At 34.4% G+C, this 18,008-nt stretch carries 22 protein-coding genes; 12 read left to right on the top strand and 10 right to left on the bottom strand.

Annotated features, from left to right (window positions below):
* Window positions 1-132: 132 nt before the first annotated feature.
* The 7 genes from mnhG to HNQ94_RS13935 form a co-directional block, all read right to left on the bottom strand.
* Window positions 133-486, bottom strand: coding sequence for a monovalent cation/H(+) antiporter subunit G (gene mnhG / locus HNQ94_RS13965; RefSeq protein WP_174494585.1), 354 nt, complete (start codon window positions 484-486; stop codon window positions 133-135).
* Entirely contained in the window at window positions 467-760 is a 294-nt protein-coding gene (locus HNQ94_RS13960) for a Na(+)/H(+) antiporter subunit F1 (protein ID WP_174494586.1), read from the bottom strand. Before HNQ94_RS13960 ends, mnhG begins: the two co-directional genes overlap by 20 nt.
* Before the next feature lies 1 nt (window position 761).
* Window positions 762-1,238 (bottom strand): Na+/H+ antiporter subunit E, encoded by a 477-nt coding sequence (locus HNQ94_RS13955; protein ID WP_174494587.1) that lies wholly within the window; start codon window positions 1,236-1,238, stop codon window positions 762-764.
* A gap of 7 nt (window positions 1,239-1,245) precedes the next feature.
* Window positions 1,246-2,724, bottom strand: a complete 1,479-nt coding sequence (locus tag HNQ94_RS13950; RefSeq protein ID WP_174494588.1) for a Na+/H+ antiporter subunit D — start codon at window positions 2,722-2,724, stop codon at window positions 1,246-1,248.
* Window positions 2,717-3,055 carry a Na(+)/H(+) antiporter subunit C gene (locus HNQ94_RS13945; RefSeq protein WP_174494589.1) on the bottom strand — a complete coding sequence of 113 codons (339 nt, stop codon included), beginning with the start codon at window positions 3,053-3,055 and terminating at the stop codon, window positions 2,717-2,719. The genes HNQ94_RS13950 and HNQ94_RS13945 overlap by 8 nt, the downstream gene beginning before the upstream one ends.
* Window position 3,056: 1 nt before the next feature.
* Entirely contained in the window at window positions 3,057-5,402 is a 2,346-nt protein-coding gene (locus HNQ94_RS13940; RefSeq protein ID WP_174494590.1) for a Na+/H+ antiporter subunit A, read from the bottom strand.
* 240 nt (window positions 5,403-5,642) lie between these two features.
* A complete protein-coding gene (locus HNQ94_RS13935) occupies window positions 5,643-5,783 on the bottom strand; it encodes a sporulation histidine kinase inhibitor Sda (RefSeq protein ID WP_174494591.1) in 141 nt (46 codons plus the stop codon).
* Between the two features lie 573 nt (window positions 5,784-6,356).
* Between HNQ94_RS13935 and HNQ94_RS13930 the strand changes: the two genes are divergently transcribed.
* The 8 genes from HNQ94_RS13930 to HNQ94_RS13895 are packed head-to-tail and all read left to right on the top strand — an operon-like array spanning window position 6,357 to window position 11,395.
* Window positions 6,357-6,872 carry a YqeG family HAD IIIA-type phosphatase gene (locus tag HNQ94_RS13930; RefSeq protein WP_174494592.1) on the top strand — a complete coding sequence of 172 codons (516 nt, stop codon included), beginning with the start codon at window positions 6,357-6,359 and terminating at the stop codon, window positions 6,870-6,872.
* Between the two features lie 3 nt (window positions 6,873-6,875).
* Window positions 6,876-7,973 carry a ribosome biogenesis GTPase YqeH gene (yqeH, locus tag HNQ94_RS13925; RefSeq protein ID WP_174494593.1) on the top strand — a complete coding sequence of 366 codons (1,098 nt, stop codon included), beginning with the start codon at window positions 6,876-6,878 and terminating at the stop codon, window positions 7,971-7,973.
* 17 nt (window positions 7,974-7,990) lie between these two features.
* On the top strand, window positions 7,991-8,839 hold the full coding sequence (gene aroE, locus HNQ94_RS13920) for a shikimate dehydrogenase (protein WP_174494594.1): 849 nt from the start codon (window positions 7,991-7,993) through the stop codon (window positions 8,837-8,839).
* The gene (yhbY, locus tag HNQ94_RS13915) at window positions 8,840-9,130 is read left to right on the top strand and encodes a ribosome assembly RNA-binding protein YhbY (RefSeq protein ID WP_174494595.1); all 291 of its coding nucleotides are present in this window, start codon (window positions 8,840-8,842) and stop codon (window positions 9,128-9,130) included.
* A 14-nt stretch (window positions 9,131-9,144) separates the two neighbouring features.
* The gene (locus HNQ94_RS13910) at window positions 9,145-9,714 is read left to right on the top strand and encodes a nicotinate-nucleotide adenylyltransferase (protein WP_174494596.1); all 570 of its coding nucleotides are present in this window, start codon (window positions 9,145-9,147) and stop codon (window positions 9,712-9,714) included.
* Window positions 9,701-10,270 (top strand): bis(5'-nucleosyl)-tetraphosphatase (symmetrical) YqeK, encoded by a 570-nt coding sequence (gene yqeK, locus HNQ94_RS13905; protein ID WP_174494597.1) that lies wholly within the window; start codon window positions 9,701-9,703, stop codon window positions 10,268-10,270. Before HNQ94_RS13910 ends, yqeK begins: the two co-directional genes overlap by 14 nt.
* 14 nt (window positions 10,271-10,284) lie before the next feature.
* Window positions 10,285-10,650, top strand: a complete 366-nt coding sequence (gene rsfS, locus HNQ94_RS13900; protein ID WP_174494598.1) for a ribosome silencing factor — start codon at window positions 10,285-10,287, stop codon at window positions 10,648-10,650.
* A gap of 7 nt (window positions 10,651-10,657) precedes the next feature.
* Entirely contained in the window at window positions 10,658-11,395 is a 738-nt protein-coding gene (locus HNQ94_RS13895; RefSeq protein WP_174494599.1) for a class I SAM-dependent DNA methyltransferase, read from the top strand.
* Window positions 11,396-11,467: 72 nt separating this feature from the next.
* On the opposite strand, the gene comER is transcribed toward HNQ94_RS13895, so the two are convergent.
* The gene (comER, locus tag HNQ94_RS13890) at window positions 11,468-12,283 is read right to left on the bottom strand and encodes a late competence protein ComER (protein ID WP_174494600.1); all 816 of its coding nucleotides are present in this window, start codon (window positions 12,281-12,283) and stop codon (window positions 11,468-11,470) included.
* An 83-nt stretch (window positions 12,284-12,366) separates the two neighbouring features.
* Here comER and HNQ94_RS13885 point away from each other — a divergent pair, with 83 nt between their 5' ends.
* From HNQ94_RS13885 to HNQ94_RS13875, 3 genes are all read left to right on the top strand, one after another.
* Window positions 12,367-12,963, top strand: coding sequence for a helix-hairpin-helix domain-containing protein (locus HNQ94_RS13885; protein ID WP_246199912.1), 597 nt, complete (start codon window positions 12,367-12,369; stop codon window positions 12,961-12,963).
* A gap of 182 nt (window positions 12,964-13,145) precedes the next feature.
* Window positions 13,146-13,715: a ComE operon protein 2 gene (locus HNQ94_RS13880; protein ID WP_174494601.1), complete on the top strand. Its 570-nt coding sequence runs from the start codon at window positions 13,146-13,148 to the stop codon at window positions 13,713-13,715.
* Window positions 13,716-13,731: 16 nt separating this feature from the next.
* Window positions 13,732-16,020: a DNA internalization-related competence protein ComEC/Rec2 gene (locus HNQ94_RS13875; protein ID WP_174494602.1), complete on the top strand. Its 2,289-nt coding sequence runs from the start codon at window positions 13,732-13,734 to the stop codon at window positions 16,018-16,020.
* Between the two features lie 76 nt (window positions 16,021-16,096).
* On the opposite strand, the gene HNQ94_RS13870 is transcribed toward HNQ94_RS13875, so the two are convergent.
* Complete coding sequence (locus tag HNQ94_RS13870) at window positions 16,097-16,231, bottom strand: YqzM family protein (protein WP_174494603.1); 135 nt, start codon at window positions 16,229-16,231, stop codon at window positions 16,097-16,099.
* 364 nt (window positions 16,232-16,595) lie between these two features.
* On the opposite strand from HNQ94_RS13870, the gene holA reads away from it, so the two are divergent.
* Window positions 16,596-17,630, top strand: a complete 1,035-nt coding sequence (gene holA, locus HNQ94_RS13865) for a DNA polymerase III subunit delta (RefSeq protein ID WP_174494604.1) — start codon at window positions 16,596-16,598, stop codon at window positions 17,628-17,630.
* A 98-nt stretch (window positions 17,631-17,728) separates the two neighbouring features.
* Here the strand turns inward: holA and rpsT are convergent, their stop codons facing one another.
* Window positions 17,729-17,995 (bottom strand): 30S ribosomal protein S20, encoded by a 267-nt coding sequence (gene rpsT, locus HNQ94_RS13860; protein WP_174494605.1) that lies wholly within the window; start codon window positions 17,993-17,995, stop codon window positions 17,729-17,731.
* Window positions 17,996-18,008: the final 13 nt, after the last annotated feature.

Below are 18,008 nucleotides of genomic sequence, written 5' to 3'. Positions count from 1 at the left end.
TTAAGGACTTCAAGGCTCTAACTAACCATATAGGTCCTCTTTTTGATTTAATGTCCTCAGTTGGTTTTAAATGCTCTTACAAGAAATAAATGAATGTCCACAACAAAAAAACCGGACATTCAAATGTCCGGTTTACTTACTCTCTTCTTTTACAGGTCGCATCTTTTTAGCTAAGTCATCCTTTACGCTACCTTCCCATAGTTCTATCCCACTCATATACGCCGCACGTGCAATCATATGGGCTGAAACAGGTGCTGTGAGTAACATAAAAATAATACCTAAAATTAACTTACCACTAACAATATCAGCATCAAAATACATAAATAAAAAGGCACCGATCAAGATGCTGGCTACTCCTAGGGTAGAAGATTTAGATGCTGCGTGAAGACGAGTAAATACATCAGGAAAACGAATAATCCCTAATGATGCAGAGAAGATAAAAAAGGTGCCGATAATCAGTAATAAACTAATTCCTATTTCTATCAATGATAACACCCTTTTCTAAAAATTTTGCGATGGCTATCGTACCAATAAATAACAATATACCGATAAGTAAAATAACATCATTGAGTTTGGTTGTGACTAACAATATCGCAAGCAAACCGCATAGTGCCATTAAGTTGACGCCAATGGTATCTAAGGCAACAGCACGATCAGGATTTGTCGGTCCTTTTAGAACGCGGTAGAGCAAAATGATGATGGAAATGGAAATGAATACGATACATATTATTGTTACTGTATGAAGAATACTTTCCCCCATTTTATCGTGTCACCTCCATTATAGCTCTTTCAAACGTTTCTTTTATTGATTTAATCTCTTTCTCGATATCCGGTGCATTCATGGCATGAATATAAATGTAATTATGATCATCAGAAACAACAACGGATAGAGTTCCAGGTGTTAAAGTAATTAAGTTTGCTAACAGTGTTATTTCCCAATTACTCTTTAACTCAGTTGGAAGGGCAAAAATCCCCGGGTGTATATCTAGTTTAGGTTTATATACAAGTTTAACTATGCTTAAGTTAGACAAGATAAGTTCCTTGATAAACAGTAGAAATAAACGCACGACTTTAATAACCCTTTTCATGTAAAAAGCATCGGGAATAAATCGTTGAAGAGCAAACAATAACAAGAGCCCAATGATATAACCCGAGAAAAAGGATGCGAAATTATATGATTCTTTTAAAAACATCCATATTAACGCAATAATTAAATTAAAAACAATTTGTAAAGCCATAATTGGTTTACTCCTTTAGCACAGAATCAATATAAATACTAGGGTCCAATAAATCGTTAGCAATTATTTCTACATAAGGATATACCCACTCGGCACCAACCCCAAGCAGTACAGAGAATATTAATAAGAAGGCGGCTGGCCATGTAAAGCTTCGAATAGGTTTTAAGCCACCATTAAGTTCTTCCTTCTCTCCCCAAAAACATCGCATGAAAATTCTCATCATAGATAATAAAATAAGTAGACTAGATCCTAGTCCAACAACTACTAACATAATTTGTCCTTGCTCTACACCACCTTGGATGAGAAGAATTTTTCCGATAAATCCACTAAATGGTGGAATACCGGCAAGAACTAATGCAGCAAGGAAAAATAACCATCCTAAAAATGGATAATGATGAATAATACCCTTCATTTTTGTTAAGTCTGAAGTTCCAGCTACATATACGAGGGCACCAATTAGTAGGAAAAGGACCGCTTTAATAATCATGTCATGTAGTAAATAATAAACTGATCCAGCGAGACCGTCTTGTGATAACAAACCAATACCCATTAGCATGAAACCAACAGCCGGAATAATGTTATAAGCTATAATGAGCTTTACATTATTCGTAGATAGTGCACCTATCGCTCCGAAGACCATTGTAAAACCAGCTAGCCACAGAAATAAGTCATGGGTAATATTTGTTTCGTGTACAAAAATTAATGAAAAGGTTCGAATGATAGAGTATATACCTACTTTTGTTAAGAGAGCACCGAATAAAGCGGAAACAACAGGATTTGGAACTATATAGGATTTCGGTAGCCAATAATAAAGGGGAAAAATCGCTCCCTTTGTTGCAAACACGAAAAATAATAGCATACCAATTGTTGTTAATATTCCTGTCTGATCAACTTGTTGTACTCTATCCGCTATTTGGGCCATGTTGATAGTACCAACAACAGAGTACAGATAGGCAATCGTCGTAACGAATAACATGGAAGAAAAAAGATTTAATAGTACGTACTTCAATGACTCTCTTAATTGAATTCTTTCTCCACCTAAAACAATTAATCCGTAAGAAGCCATAAGAAGCACTTCATAGAAGACAAAAAGATTAAATAGGTCACCTGTAAGGAACGCACCGGAAACCCCTGATATTAACAGAAAGTAAAATGTATAAAAATAAAACTGCTCTTGTTTCTTACTTAAAGAGGATTGGGCATAAAAGACACAAGCTGTTCCGATAATGTTTGATGTGATAACTAATAACATGGCCAAAGGATCTGCTACTATTATAATTCCATAGGGAGCTTCCCAACCACCTGTTGCTAATGTTATCGTTCCATTTTGAAGAACGAGCCAGCCAATCCATAACACCACTCCAAGGTTAATAATGGACATCACTTGTGAAAATAGTCGAACAGCTTTTACGTATTTGTGGAAAAATATAGCAATTATTCCGCAAAGGAGTGGAATAATGATAGGTATTATAGCTAAGTTACTCATCTTCACTTCCCCTTAATTCTTCCATATTATCTGTTTTATTTAGTGTAGCTGCTCTGTAAGCAAGTACTAACAAAAGGCTAGTAACGCCAAAGCTAATAACAATGGAAGTTAATATTAATGCTTGTGGAAGAGGATCTGTATATTGCTCTACTCCCTTTACAAGTATTGGCGGCGCTCCTGTTTTTAACTTTCCCATTGTTAAAATAAACAAGTGTGCACCATGAGAAATAAGAGCAGTACCAATAACGATCCTTAATAATTGTTTTTGTAGCAGGTTGTATACACCGGTTGCAAAGAGTATACCTGCTAAAACAGACATAATTATTTCCATCTTATTTCGCCTCCTTATCTCGGCGAAGTTTGATCATGCCATAAATAGCAAGAGCTGCAATTCCTAGTACCGTAATTTCAAATAACGTATCTAGTCCACGCATATCGACAAGTATGACGTTTACTACATTGTATCCACCACCAAGTGGTTTTGAAGTTTCAAGAAAGTAATTAGAAATAGGTTCAAACCATTTACTACTATGAGCACTTATTGCAATAATAGTCATAAGCGCACCAAATCCGATGGAAATAATAGAATTTGTCAGCGTAATACTTGGTTTTTCTTTTATCTTTTTCAAATCGGGTAAATGGTAAAAACAGAGTAAAAATATAGCAACGGTTACTGTTTCAACTATTAATTGCGTTAGGGCAAGGTCTGGAGCACGATAGATTACAAACAAAATAGCTAATCCATACCCAACCACACCTAAAATAATTATTGCTGATAATCGATTATTTGTAAAAATAGTCCCTATTGCAGCAATAGCCATTGTTAGTCCCACTAAAATATCTGGAACATCGCTTAACTTTAATGTGGACAATCCACTTGTATCAATCGCAAATCCATTTGTTAGGAAAAATACAACCCCACTTACAACTAATATAGCAATGAGGATATACAATACATAATGACGTAAAGATCCCGTCATATACTTGTTCGTAATTTTTGTAGATGCAGTTTCAGTCTTATCGACAATGTAGTTATATACTTCATTAAAGCTTAGGTTTCTAGGGAAAATAGTATAGATTCCTGCCCATTTTTGCCTAGTTAGGGCTAGTAAAGTTCCTAGAACAACTACAATTATGGACATGATAAGTGGTGGATATGTTAATCCGTGCCAAAAATAAATATCTTTTTCTACTGCTGACCCATAGATTGCTTCTGCCGAGTGAGCGATAAAAGTACCGTTTACCAAATTTGGGAACAGTCCAATTAAAATAACACCTAATACTAGTATGAATGGCGAAATTAACATTCCTATTGGTGCCTCATGCGGTTTCTTAGGAAGTTCACCCATTTTTGCTTCCCCTCTAAACGTTCCAAAGAAGAAATACATCGAATACACGAATGTGAAGATGCTACCAAATACAGCTAAATACGGAATTGCTTGTTGGAAAAATGGGATAAATTGCCCGCCATAGCCATCCAAATGTAAAGAGGCTTCAAAAAACATTTCCTTACTATAGAAGCCATTTAAAAACGGTAGTGGAAACCCTGCCATAGAGAAAACACCAAATAATGCTAAAGTAGCGGAAATAGGCATAAATGTCATTAGCCCGCCTAATTTGCGAATATCCCTCGAACCAGTTTCATGGTCTACAATACCAGCAATCATAAAGAGGCTACCTTTAAACGTTGCGTGATTTAAAATGTGAAAAACAGCAGCAAATATAGCAGCTTTTGTACCGAACCCAAGCATAGCCATAATCATTCCTAGCTGACTAATCGTAGAAAAAGCCAAGATACCTTTTAAGTCAGTCTGTCTCACTGCCATATAAGAGCCCCAACATAAGGTGATAATCCCAAATAAACTAACTATGATGAAAAACATAGGTTCCCCAGCTAAAATAGGGGAGAAACGAGCAATAAGAAATATTCCAGCCTTTACCATTGTTGCTGAGTGCAAGTAAGCACTAACTGGTGTAGGTGCCTCCATTGCATCTGGTAACCAAATATGGAAAGGAAACTGTGCGGATTTTGTAAATGCTCCAAGAATAATAAAAATAAGGATTAATGGAAATAGAGGACTATCAATAATTATGTCCTTCTGATTAATCATTTCTTGAATACTAGTCGTTCCGGTAATATACGTAAGCGTGACAATACCGGCAAATAAGCTAAGTCCTCCGAAAACAGTGATCAGCATGGACTTTAAAGCGCCGTACCTAGATCTTTCTCGGTAATGCCAGAAACCAATTAATAAAAAGGAAGAAATTGATGTGAACTCCCAGAACGTATATAAAACGTACACGTTGTCAGACAATACAACACCTAACATGGAAGACATGAAGATAAACAAGTATATGTAAAAATGTCCTAATCTCTCCGACTTATGTAAATAGTAAATCGAATAAAGCAAAACGAGTGTTCCAATCCCACTTATTAAAAGCACAAATAATAAGCTTAAACCATCTAAATAAAAATCAATGGATATATTAAGGGAAGGAATCCATTGGTAAGATTCCGCTACTGGTGAAAAACCTTCACCAATAAATTGAACGAAATAAAGAAAAATGAATAAAGGGATAGGTAATAAAAACCATCCTGTATGTATTTTGTCCTTCCATTTATTAAAAAAGGGGATCAATAAAGTCATAACTAGAGGAGCAAATACTGCATAAATCATGTAACATAATCCTCCTGAAAATTTTTTTATATGGCGAGTCTATTTCAAATCCCTTTCATTTTAGCCAATAAAGGAACTTGATATCAACTGTTATCTCTTGGTCAAAAAAGAATAATTCACTTTCTTCCTATTTAATATATTTTTAATAATTTCTATATTTATTAATGTGGAAACAAAAAAACCCTATCACATATTAGTATATGCAATAAGGATATTATATAAGAGAAAGTATTAATTTATTTAACTGCTTTTTTTTATCTTGTGTGAAAGGGATCTACGTTTCATTTCATCCTCTATTAGTTGGATAAAATCTCTACTAAGTGATAATTCACAGGCCTTATGGTATGACTCAATTAATAGCTCGTCCGATAAATGTTCCATTGTGAGCGCCATCTTGAAGACGGCTGTTCACCTCCTGTAAAAAACTCTTTATAACTGGCTCTTGAGTAAACATGAGGTTATCAGATAGGCTAGGGTTTTCCTTGCCTTTTTCTCTTCCTAACCTTCAACATGCTTGCCATTTCCAAATGTTGAAAGTTGACATCAAAATTTAGGAAGAAAGATGAATGTAGCTTGGTAGTAGCCTGTACCTATAGGCTTTGGAGAAACCTAAGTTTTTCTAATAAATTAACTCTATCACGAAAAAAAACATTACACAATATTGCGACTATCCACATAGACTTGTGCATAAGTTGTGTGTTAATCGTATAAGTCATTAAAAAACATAGTATTTATTTAGGGTTTTTCTTGTTGATAGTGTGAATAAAGTTATCCACAATCGGAATTTGTATGAATTTGTCGAACGTTTTTTCGTTCTATTTTCAAATTAATTGCATAAAAATAGCAGTTTAACCATAGAAAGCCTATATTTTTTTGAAAGTAAAGTGTAAATTGGTATATGATGTTTAAAGGAGAACAACGAAAGAAAGATACATATAAATAGAGGTGAACATTTTGTTAAAAAGATTCTTACCAAACGAACATGTGAAAACGGTGTTTGAAATTACTCCAGCGAAACTTAAAGCGAAAGGAATCCGTGGGGTCATTACAGATTTAGATAATACATTAGTAGCTTGGAATCAAAGGGATGCTACTCCTGAAATAATAGAATGGTTTAAATTGATGAAGGATAATGGTATTAGTGTAACTGTAATATCAAATAATAACGATGAAAGAGTTCGACATTTTTCAACCCCATTGGAAATACCTTTTATTTCTAAAGCGAGAAAACCACTTTCTAAAGCCTTTAAAAAAGCGCAACTAGAAATGGGAATAGATAAACAACACATTGTTGTAGTGGGGGATCAGTTATTAACCGACGTTTTAGGTGGTAATTCTTCTAACTTTTATACTATCCTAGTCGTACCTGTTGTAAAAACGGATGGATTTATTACTCGTTTTAACCGTAGAGTAGAACGGATTTTACTTAATTGGTTTAGAAAAAAAGGCTTAATTACTTGGGAGGATTAATAAATGGAAAAAATAACTTGTCAGGGCTGCGGTGTATCTATACAAACCGAAGATCCAAAAGAATTAGGCTATGCACCTCCTTCCTCTCTAGATAGAGAAGACATTATATGTAAAAGGTGTTATCGACTCAAACATTATAATGAAGTTCATGACGTTTCTCTAACTGATGACGATTATATTAAAATGCTGGACCAAATTAGTCATTCAAAAGGATTAGTCGTCAAAATAATTGATATATTTGATTTTAACGGTAGCTTTATTTCTTCACTTCCTAGATTCACGGGCAACAACCCTATCGTTTTAGTTGGAAACAAGGTTGATTTGCTACCGAAGTCAACTAATCCAAATAAAGTGAAGGTTTGGATGAGAAGGGCAGCAAAGGAACTAGGATTAAAAGTAGAGGACGTTTTTTTAGTTTCCGCTAAAAAGGGAATTGGAATGGAAGAAGCCTCGGAGGGAATTAATCGACTTCGGAATAGAAAAGACGTCTACGTTGTTGGATGCACAAATGTAGGAAAATCAACCTTCATTAACTATTTAATTCAGAAAACAACTGGGGAAGCAGAAGCAATAACGACCTCGTATTTCCCTGGGACAACATTAGGCTTTATAGATATCCCATTAGATGAGAGGAGTTCTATGTACGATACTCCCGGAGTCATCAATCGCCACCAAATGGCTCATTACATTTCCGATGAGGACCTTAAAGTTATTACACCTAAAAAAGAAATAAAATCAAGAGTCTTTCAATTAAATGAACAACAAACATTATTTTTTGGTGGGTTAGCAAGGATGGATTTTGAGCAAGGGGAAAGAACTTCATTTGTTTGTTATCTTTCTAATGATTTAATGATACATCGTACGAAAACAGAAAAAGCTGATGAACTATACAAAAATCATCTAGGTGAATTACTGAACCCTCCTGGTGAGGAAACGTTACAGCAATTACCTCCTTTAAAGGCACATACCTTTCACATAAAAGATAAAACAGATATTGTTTTTTCTGGATTAGGCTGGGTTACAGTGACGCAAGGCGGGATAACAATCAGAGCACATATACCTGAAGGTGTAAGAGTTTCTATTCGTGAATCATTAATCTAAAGAGAGAGGGCATGATTATGGGGTTATTGTTAGGTGTAATCGGAAATCCTATCAAACATTCGTTATCTCCGTGGATACATGAACAATTTTTCGAGTTAACCGAAACAAAGGGAGTATATAGGCCTTTTGAGATAAAAGAGGAGAAACTGGAACATTCCTTAGAAGTTTTTAAAATGATGGGAGTAGATGGTTTTAATGTGACCATTCCTTATAAGGAAAAAGTAATGGAATATCTTGATCAAATAGATGAAGAGGCACAAAAGATTGGAGCAGTTAATACGGTTGTAAATAATGAGGGGAAGTGGCTTGGCTATAATACTGATGGTAAAGGATACTGGCGTTCACTCCAATCCGCTTACCCTCATTTATTACAGGATATTAAGTCAAAAAAAGTATTAATTATAGGAGCAGGTGGTGCTGCTAGAGGCGTATATCGCTCCATTAACAATGCCGGTTTTTTACATGTTGATATATGTAACCGAACTGTAGAGCGGGCCCACATTCTAAAAATGATAAAAAATCATAACGTCAAGACGGATATTTTATCGTTGAAGGAAGCGGAAGCAAATATACACGTTTATGATTTAATTATTCAAACGACGAACATAGGAATGGTTCCGCATATTAGTATGGAGCCTTTAAAATTGCAAAAACTAAAGTCTAATACAATCGTAAGTGACATTATTTACAATCCGTTAGAAACACAGTTTTTAAGCAATGCTAAAAGGTTAGGCGCGCATGTTCATTTTGGACATGGAATGCTTCTATATCAGGCTGCATTATCATTTGAACTTTGGTCAGGAAAACATGTTAATCCATCATCTATTTATCCGAGACTAGAACAAAAATTGAAGGGTGGTTCTTAATTGTTAACAGGTAAACAAAAACGTTATCTTCGTTCAAAGGCACATCACTTAAAACCTATTTTTCAAGTTGGAAAAGCCGGTGTAAATGATAATTTAATTCAGCAAGTGAAAGAAGCATTGGAAAAAAGGGAATTAATTAAAGTTAGTATTTTACAGAATTGTTTTGAAGATAAAGATGAAGTAGCCAACGGATTGGCGACGAATGCAGAAAGTGAACTTGTACAATTAATCGGACACACAATTGTACTTTATAAAGAGTCTAAAGAAAATAAACAAATTGTATTACCATAGAAAAGGTAGATGATATGAAGAAAATTGGGTTATTAGGAGGAACGTTTGATCCCCCTCATATTGGTCATTTAATTATGGCTGAAGAAGTATGTGAAAAACTACAATTAGATGAGGTATGGTTTATACCAGTGAATGTTCCCCCTCATAAGGAAGCTTCTACAACTCATGGAGAGCACCGTTTAGAAATGGTAAAGAGAGCAATTGAGGGAAATAAACATTTTAAACTTGAACCAATCGAGCTTAAACGTAAAGGAATATCTTATACAGTAGACACAGTTAAACAGTTAAAAGATAAGCATCCTAAGCATACTTTTTATTTTATAATCGGTGCAGATATGGTGGAATACTTACCGAAATGGCACCAAATTAAAGAACTCGTACAGCTTGTTCAATTTGTTGGGGTAAATCGTACCGGCTATAAAGTGAAAAGTGATTTTAACGTTATCGAGGTGCCAATACCGTTTGTTGACATCTCTTCTTCACAGATAAGAGATAGAGTTGGGGAAAAAATAACAACAAAATATTGGTTACCTGATTCAGTTAGAAGATATATAAGGGAGCAGGATTTATATGGAAAGAAGTGAGGCTTTAGCAAAGGTTAAACCACATCTTAAACAAGAACGTTATGAGCATACAGTGCGAGTGGTGGATACAGCCGTAAAGCTTTCTGAACTGAACGGAGCTGAAAAAGAAAAAGTAGAAATTGCAGCAGCTTTTCATGATTATGCAAAATACAGAGATAAAGAAGAATTAGAACGTTGGATTCTTAAAGAAACCGGTCTTTCAAAAGACTTACTACAATACCACCATGAATTATGGCACGGTCCTGTGGGAGCCTATATAGTAAAGCTAGAATATAATATAACCGACAAAGAAATATTAAATGCCATTACGTTTCACACAACAGGCCGTAAAAATATGTCTTTGACAGAAAAAATTGTTTTTTTAGCCGACTATATAGAACCAGGTAGAAAGTTTCCTGGTGTGGAAGAAGTAAGGGATGCTGCTTGGAAAAGTCTAAACTTAGGATGTTATATGGCTTTAAAAAACACCATTCAATTTTTAATGAGTAAAAAGCAACCAATATATCCAGATACATTTCATGCTTATAATGATTTTGTAACGATGGAGAAAAAATAATGGAGGGGTATAAAATGGATAGTAAAGAACTATTAAAAATAGCAGTAAAAGCTTGTGACGATAAAAGAGCTGAAAATATAATTGCCCTTGATATGAAGAATGTCTCCTTAATTGCGGACTATTTTCTTATTTGTCATGGTAATACAGAGCGTCAAGTGGAAGCAATTGCGAGAGAAGTAAAGGATAAGGTAGAAGAAAGTGGTTTGGAAGTTAAAAAAATCGAGGGTCTAGAGCAATCTAGATGGGTTTTAGTTGATTTAGATGATGTCGTTTGTCACATCTTCCACAAGGATGAAAGACAGTATTACAACTTGGAAAGACTATGGGGAGATGCTGATAGTGTATCAGAAGAAGAACTAAGCATCGCTACCGAGGGATAGAATAAAAATGGCATATAAGAAGTTTGCTCATTTTTATGATGCTTTTATGGAAGGTGCACCATACGATGAGTGGGTGAATTTTACGAAAGACATGATAAGTCAATATAGGCCCAATTCACGCGGGATGATTGATTTGGGTTGTGGAACAGGTGAAATTGCCATACGACTTGCCGAATTAAACTTTGCCGTTACTGGTGTTGATCTTTCGTCAGAGATGTTAGCAATTGCACACCAAAAAGCACAGGAGAAAAATCTTGACATTACTTGGATTGAACAAGATCTTAGAAGATTACAAAATCCATATGAATATGATGTAGCTATTAGTTACTGCGATGTAATCAATTATGTAACAGACCCTGAAGAAATAAGGGAAATATTCTTAGGTGTATATAAACTATTGAGTGAGAATGGACTTTTCTTGTTTGATGTCCATTCTGAAAAATATGTAAATGACTTTCTAGCTTCAAACACTTTTGCAGAGGTTAGAAATGAAGTTTCCTATATATGGTTTTGTGAACCGGGAGAAGAAGAATCTTCTGTTGAACATGAATTAACTTTCTTTGTGCAAAATGATAATGGTTCATATAATCGCTATGATGAAACCCACTTACAACGTACTTTTCCAATATCTTTTTATCAGAAATTATTGCAAGATTGTGGTTTTACCATATTAAATATGTATGGAGACTTTTCAGAAGAAATAACCGAAAGAACTGATCGAATCTTTATTGTTTGTCAAAAATAAAGAGAGGAAGCATTTTTCATGCTTCCTCTCTTATTTTCGAAGGAATATTAAATTTTTTGTCGAATATACTTATTATAACTGCTTGGAGACTTTATCTCTATCCTCATAATACTTTCCGTGAGTAGCCTCTAATAAATGATAAAAAATGTTTCCTAATTCCTCATCAAAAACCTTTAATCCTGCACCAGTTACCCCACCTTTTACGGTAACCTTTTCTTGTAAAGTTGCTAAGGTATAGTGACCTTCTTCAATTAATTTACCAAACCCGACAATCATTTCCTCAGCAAACAACATTCCTTTTTCTTTATCTAAATCTGCATAATCATTTGCTGCTTGAATAAGTGCTTGAATTAAGTAGCTTAAAAATGCTGGACCGCATGAAACGATATCAGAGGAAACCCTCGTAATGGACTCATCAATTTCAATGGGAACAGAAAAAAGTCTACAGCTTTGCTTTAAATAGGCTCGCATTGTTTTATCCATATTTTCACTAAAGGTTAATAGTGTAGCACCTTGACCTGCACGATTCGTAATACTTGGTATTATCCTTCCTACTTGACACGGCACAGCACCCTCTAACTCTGTTACTGAAATTGGGCTTGTTATGGAAATGATACACTGGTCTGCATTTAAGTGACTTTTAAGTTCATTTAACAAAGGCATAATTTGTAAAGGTTTAACACAAACAAAAATAATGTCTGCATTTCGAACAACCTTTTCAGGAGTGGTGCACACATTTACATCTTTATACTTTTCCTTTATATCAAATGCTTTTGTTAAAGTACGATTATGAATCCACAACTCATCTTCCTCTATAACACCATTTGTGAGCCAAGCATCGATTAAAACACTACCCATATTTCCTGTACCAATAACTCCCCAGTTCATCAGCCTACCCCTCCTATACACCCTAGTATCTCCTTTATATGTATGTGCTGAAATTTAAAAATATGAAAGAAGGCGCGTTTAAATTGCTAATAAACAAAAAAAGTTTTTTAAAAGTCTTGCTTGGCTTTGTTTTTCTCCTCATTTTAGTTGTTATCGTCAATTCAAATAAAGAGGAAGGTGTATTAGTGCTTGAGGAAGAAAATAACACCAGACAACCAGAGGAGATGGAGTCTATTAACTCACAATTACATGATGAAGCGATATCCGATCCTTTAGTCGTTGACATTAAAGGTGCTGTCAATAATCCAGGTGTGTATGAAATTACTGCTGGATCAAGGGTAATAGATGTTATTGAAAGTGCTGGTGGAATGACCGAGGAAGCTGATACTTATTCGGTTAATTTAGCGGAACTAGTCTATGATGAAATGTCGATCGTGATTTTTAAAGTTGGAGAAGAGCAGGGCATTTGGCAAACAGAAAAAAATAATAAGATAAGAATTAACTCTGCTTCTAAAGAGGAGCTTCAGTCTTTAAGTGGAATAGGCCCTTCAAAGGCAGAAGCAATTATACAATATAGGGAAGAGAATGGTCCCTTTCAAACAATTGAGGATTTAACTCTTGTTACAGGAATTGGGGAGAAAATTGTAGAAAAGATAAAAGACGATATATTGATTAGGTAATTGACGATAAATTAAATAGTTAGGTAAACTAAAAAAGGCGCCTCAGACTTCAAGTAAAAAGAGTAGTGTGTTTTCGTAGCAGTAGGTATGCATACAAAATAAATGATGCGACTTGTAAAGTGTATTGTTTAAATAAACAATATTATATAAAATAGCCAAAAGAAAACGAAGAGGTGGAAAAAATGGAGCGTATATCCTGGAACCAATATTTTATGGCACAAAGTCACTTACTGGCATTAAGGAGTACTTGTGAACGTTTAAAGGTAGGTGCAACAATTGTTCGTGACAAGCGAATAATAGCGGGTGGATATAATGGGAGTGTTTCAGGAAGTGTTCATTGTATAGATAGTGGGTGTTATGTAATAGATGGTCATTGTGTTCGAACAATCCATGCTGAAATAAACGCCCTTTTACAATGTGCGAAGTTTGGTGTCGCAACAGAGGGCGCCGAGGTTTATGTAACTCATTTTCCTTGTTTGAATTGTTGTAAAGCTCTTATCCAAAGCGGAATTAAAAGTGTTTACTATGCAGAAGATTACAAAAATCATCCTTATGCAATAGAATTGTTTAAAGAAGCCGGTGTACATGTGGAATATGTAGAACTAGAATACTTACAGGTAGATATAAAAGCAAAAGAAAAAATCTTGTTCTTCTCTAAAATATTTGAAAAACTTGAACATTCTAGTTTGTCTGATGAAGAAATACAATTACTTCGTCAAGAAGCGGACAAGTTGTTTTCATCATTGGATTGATTGGAAAGTCTAAACAATGAGAGGAAAATGGCATTTTATCTTATTTCTTCTCCTTATTAGCTATGGGAGTAATAACCATTGGGTTTTGATTGGCTTATTATTCCTTTTCTTTATTTTTTATCACTGGTTCACTAATGAGGAGTTAGGTAAACAAATTATTTTCATCAGCATAGGTTTAACGATTTTTTGTTTTTCTTCATTCTTTCCTTCAGAATTATCTCCCTCTATCTCTATTGAGAAGTCAACTGAGCCCTCTACTTATACAGGTAGTATCCTTTCCAACCCAGAAAAATCCACAACAAAGATGGGGTTTGTCTTTAAACAAAATAATACAAAAGAAAAATTTTATGTACAAGTCTACACGAATCAATCAAGCCAAAAGGTTTCTAACTCCATTCAGCATGGTGCTTTTTGTAAAATTAGCGGGAGCATAAGAAAACCCAATGGTGCAACTAATCCAGGTAGTTTCGATTATAAGCAGTATTTGAAAGCGCAAGGTATTCATTATCAGTTGAACACTGACTTAACTAATATAACTTGCAGTGGAAGGAGTATTTTATCTTATCCTTACAAACTTAGAGAAAATATAATAATTTATATAAAGAACAAATTTGATCCAAATACTTTTGCTTGGATTCAAGGGTTACTATTCGGGAATAAAGAGGAACTTTCACAGGAGCTAATCTTGACATTTCAACAGTGGAATTTATCCCATTTATTAGCCATATCAGGGTTACATGTCGGATTAATTTGTGGTTTTATGTACTTTTTTCTTTTGCGAATTATAGGCTTAACGACAGAAAAAAGTAAACAAATCATCATGGTTTTTCTCCCTCTATACGCTATCCTCGCAGGTGCTCAACCCCCTGTTTTAAGAGCTGTATTTATGGCCGAATTTATCTTTCTTTTCACCTTCATGAAACGAAAAATTCCTTTAACAGATATCATCAGTATCACCGCGATAATCTTTCTCACTATGAATAGAGATTTGTTAGGTCAATTAGGATTTCAATTTTCCTTTTTGGTTACGTACTCATTAATACTTTCAAAAGATATTTTAAAAAAACATGCTTCCTTTTTTTGGGGAAGTATGCACGTCAGTTTTATTAGCCAGTTAGTCTTAATTCCTTTGCAGTTACTTCATTTTTATTATATTAGTCCCCTCTCTCTTTTAGCAAACCTTGTATTTGTTCCTTATTTTTGTCTATTTGTTATTCCGCTTACTTTATGTGCTGTTTTATTCTCTTGGTTGCCTATATATTTCATAAAACTTTTTGATTTTTTATTGGATATACATCAACTATTGGTTCAGACAATACTGGACGTTATGGAGCCTTTTACTATTTTGTGGGTTATTGGGGAAATATCTATATTATGCTTCATTGCGTATTTCATAACGTTTTTGGGATTGATGAATCGTTTAAACAAAGATAAACACAACCAAGCGTTTTTATTTGGGATTATATTGGTTCTCATTTTACAAATAGAGCAAGTAAAGCCTTATTTTAGTGACAAAGGAACAATTACGGTTTTAGATGTGGGACAAGGCGATACAATTGTTATTGAGCTCCCACATCGAAAGGGAATTATTATGATTGATGCTGCAGAGGAAGTAGATTTTTTATCCAATGATAGTGATTTAGAGCATATAGAAGAAAATAAAGTAGGTCGTTATGTTTTGCGCCCTTTTTTGTGGTCAAAGGGTATAAAACATATTGATTATTTAATTATTACACATCCTGATTATGATCATTATGGGAGTATGACGTATATGATAAATCACTTTGATGTGAGAAATGTTTATGTAAATCCATCTATGGTTCAGTTAAAACCATTTTCAAGCATAACGAAAATAAACGCAATCCATCAAGGAATGAAGTTGAAAATAGGAGAATATGATTTTCGCGTGCTGTATCCTGGACAAGAAAACAAAACGAAAAAAAGTAATGACTCTTCACTTGTTATTTATACAGAGCTCGGTGGAAATCGCTTTTTATTCACAGGTGACATAGGGGAAGCAGTAGAAAAAGAACTGTTGAAAACATACCCGAATTTAAAAGTCGATGTATTAAAAGTCGCCCATCATGGGAGTAAAACATCGACGTCAGAAGATTTTTTGCAAGCAACAAAACCAAAGCATGCCCTTATTTCTGTAGGGGAAAACAACATGTATGGCCACCCTTCTAAGGATGTAGTAGATCGTCTAGAGAATATGGGCATTAACTTATTTCGTACTGATTTAAATGGGGCAATTTTTTATTATTTTCAAGATACAAGTGGCACGTTTTCGACGATGATTCCATAAAATACGTTAGAGATAAAAAAAGAGAGACTGAATAGCACAGTCTCTCTTTACGTAAAGCATGTTTTTACATTTGTCGTTAGGAGCCAATCACTTCGAATATAACACCTATAGCAAATATTACAAAGAAGAATACAAAAGAAAAAGTAAACCCTTTGATTGAATCAACTATGTCATTATTTTTTGATTGCACTTCTTTTTCGAATTCGTTCACGATTACCCCTCCTATATCATTACTTAGTATAAGTGATTACGTTTAAAAAATCTATATGAATGAAAAAAATTCACAATTTGTTTCCAAATCCTGCTTTGTCAAGAGTTAACACCTATATTTTTGCCTCACTCTTCACAAGCTAATGATATAAAGGAAAACATCGTCTGAAAGGCAGCTTTCCCGGGACTGTAATTTCAGGCGTTCATATAGATTTTGGGGGGAATGGGTATACCATTTCCCTCTTTCCTTTCTCATCTTATAAAAAATAATCGTCAATGCCAAATATAAGTTTTCTTGGATAAATTCCTTGTACATAAAAGCAATAACCATTACGATATTAGTACTAATACTTGGGGTGATCCTAATGACATACTTTGAAGTGATTAAAGAACTTAAAAATAAAAAAATTTCTCCTATATATTTATTATTTGGAAATGAAACATATTTAATACAAGACCTTCAACAAAAAATCATACAAAAAGTACTTGATGAGCCAGAAAGGGGAATGAATCTTTCTACTTTTGATTTAGAGGAAACGCCCATACAAGAAGCTATTTTAGATGCAGAAACTTTCCCTTTTTTTGGAGAAAAAAAGGTTCTATTACTGAAAAATGCTAATTTATTTAAAGCAAATCCGGATAAAACGAAAGTGGAGCATGACTTAAAATCATTAGAGCAATATATGCAGGAACCTGTTGACTATACGGTTATTATATTTGTTGCCCCCTATGAGAAGGTTGATGAAAGGAAGAAAATAGTAAAACAAATGAAACAAATGGGGTCAATGGTGAAATGTGAACCCCCAAAAGAGAAAGAATTAAAAAGCTGGATAGAGATGCTGCTGAAAAATATGAATGTACATATGGAAAATGCTGCCATTCAGTTATTGATGAATGAGGTTGGTAGTGATTTAATGGCAATTCAAAAAGAGTTAGAGAAATTTTCCCATTATGTTGAGGATAAAGAACCAATTACAATAGATATAGTGAAACAATTAGTTTCCCGTCATGTGGAATCCTCTACCTTCACGATGGTGGATGCCGTGATGAATCAAAATATAGCTGAAGCTATTGCTACTTTTAAGGATCTAATGAAAAAGAACGAAGAACCAATTGCTATGTTGGCCTTGTTCGCATCTCAAATTAGATTAATATTACAATGTAAGCTATTAAAAGGTAAGGGATATTCGAAACCTCAAATGGATAAACAAATCAAGGCCCACCCCTATGCAATAAAAATGGCTTTAGATCGAGAAAGATTTTTTTCGGTAGAACAGCTATATGAAATGGTAAGTGTTTTAACGAAAACAGATGAACAAATGAAAAGAGGAAAGGTAGAGAAGGAGCTTGCTTTTGAACTACTTCTTTACCAATTAATCACATTACGCCAACCTTCATAAACAGTTAGACGTACCCTAATTTAACCAATTTAAAATTAATTTAGTGTAATCAAAAAAACGATCCCATTAAGATGAGGATCGTTTTTTATTTTGATATATTAAGCGCCAAGATTGTTCACTTTTTTCGTTAGGCTTGACTTTTTACGGTCACCGTTGTTTTTGTGAATAATTCCTCTTTGAACAGCTTTATCAATGTTGCTGATAGCTTGTTTAAGTGCTGCAGTTGCTTGTTCAGCATTATTTTGAGTCACTGATTCTTCTACACGCTTAATAGAAGAGCGCATTTCTGATTTAACTGCTTGGTTTTGTAAACGGCTATCTTCATTCAATCTAACACGTTTAATAGCAGATTTCATGTTTGGCATACTTTTCACCTCC

The organism is Salirhabdus euzebyi, from assembly GCF_014207435.1.
GTDB lineage: Bacteria > Bacillota > Bacilli > Bacillales > Alkalibacillaceae > Salirhabdus > Salirhabdus euzebyi.
This window is presented reverse-complemented; position numbering and strand designations above follow the sequence as displayed.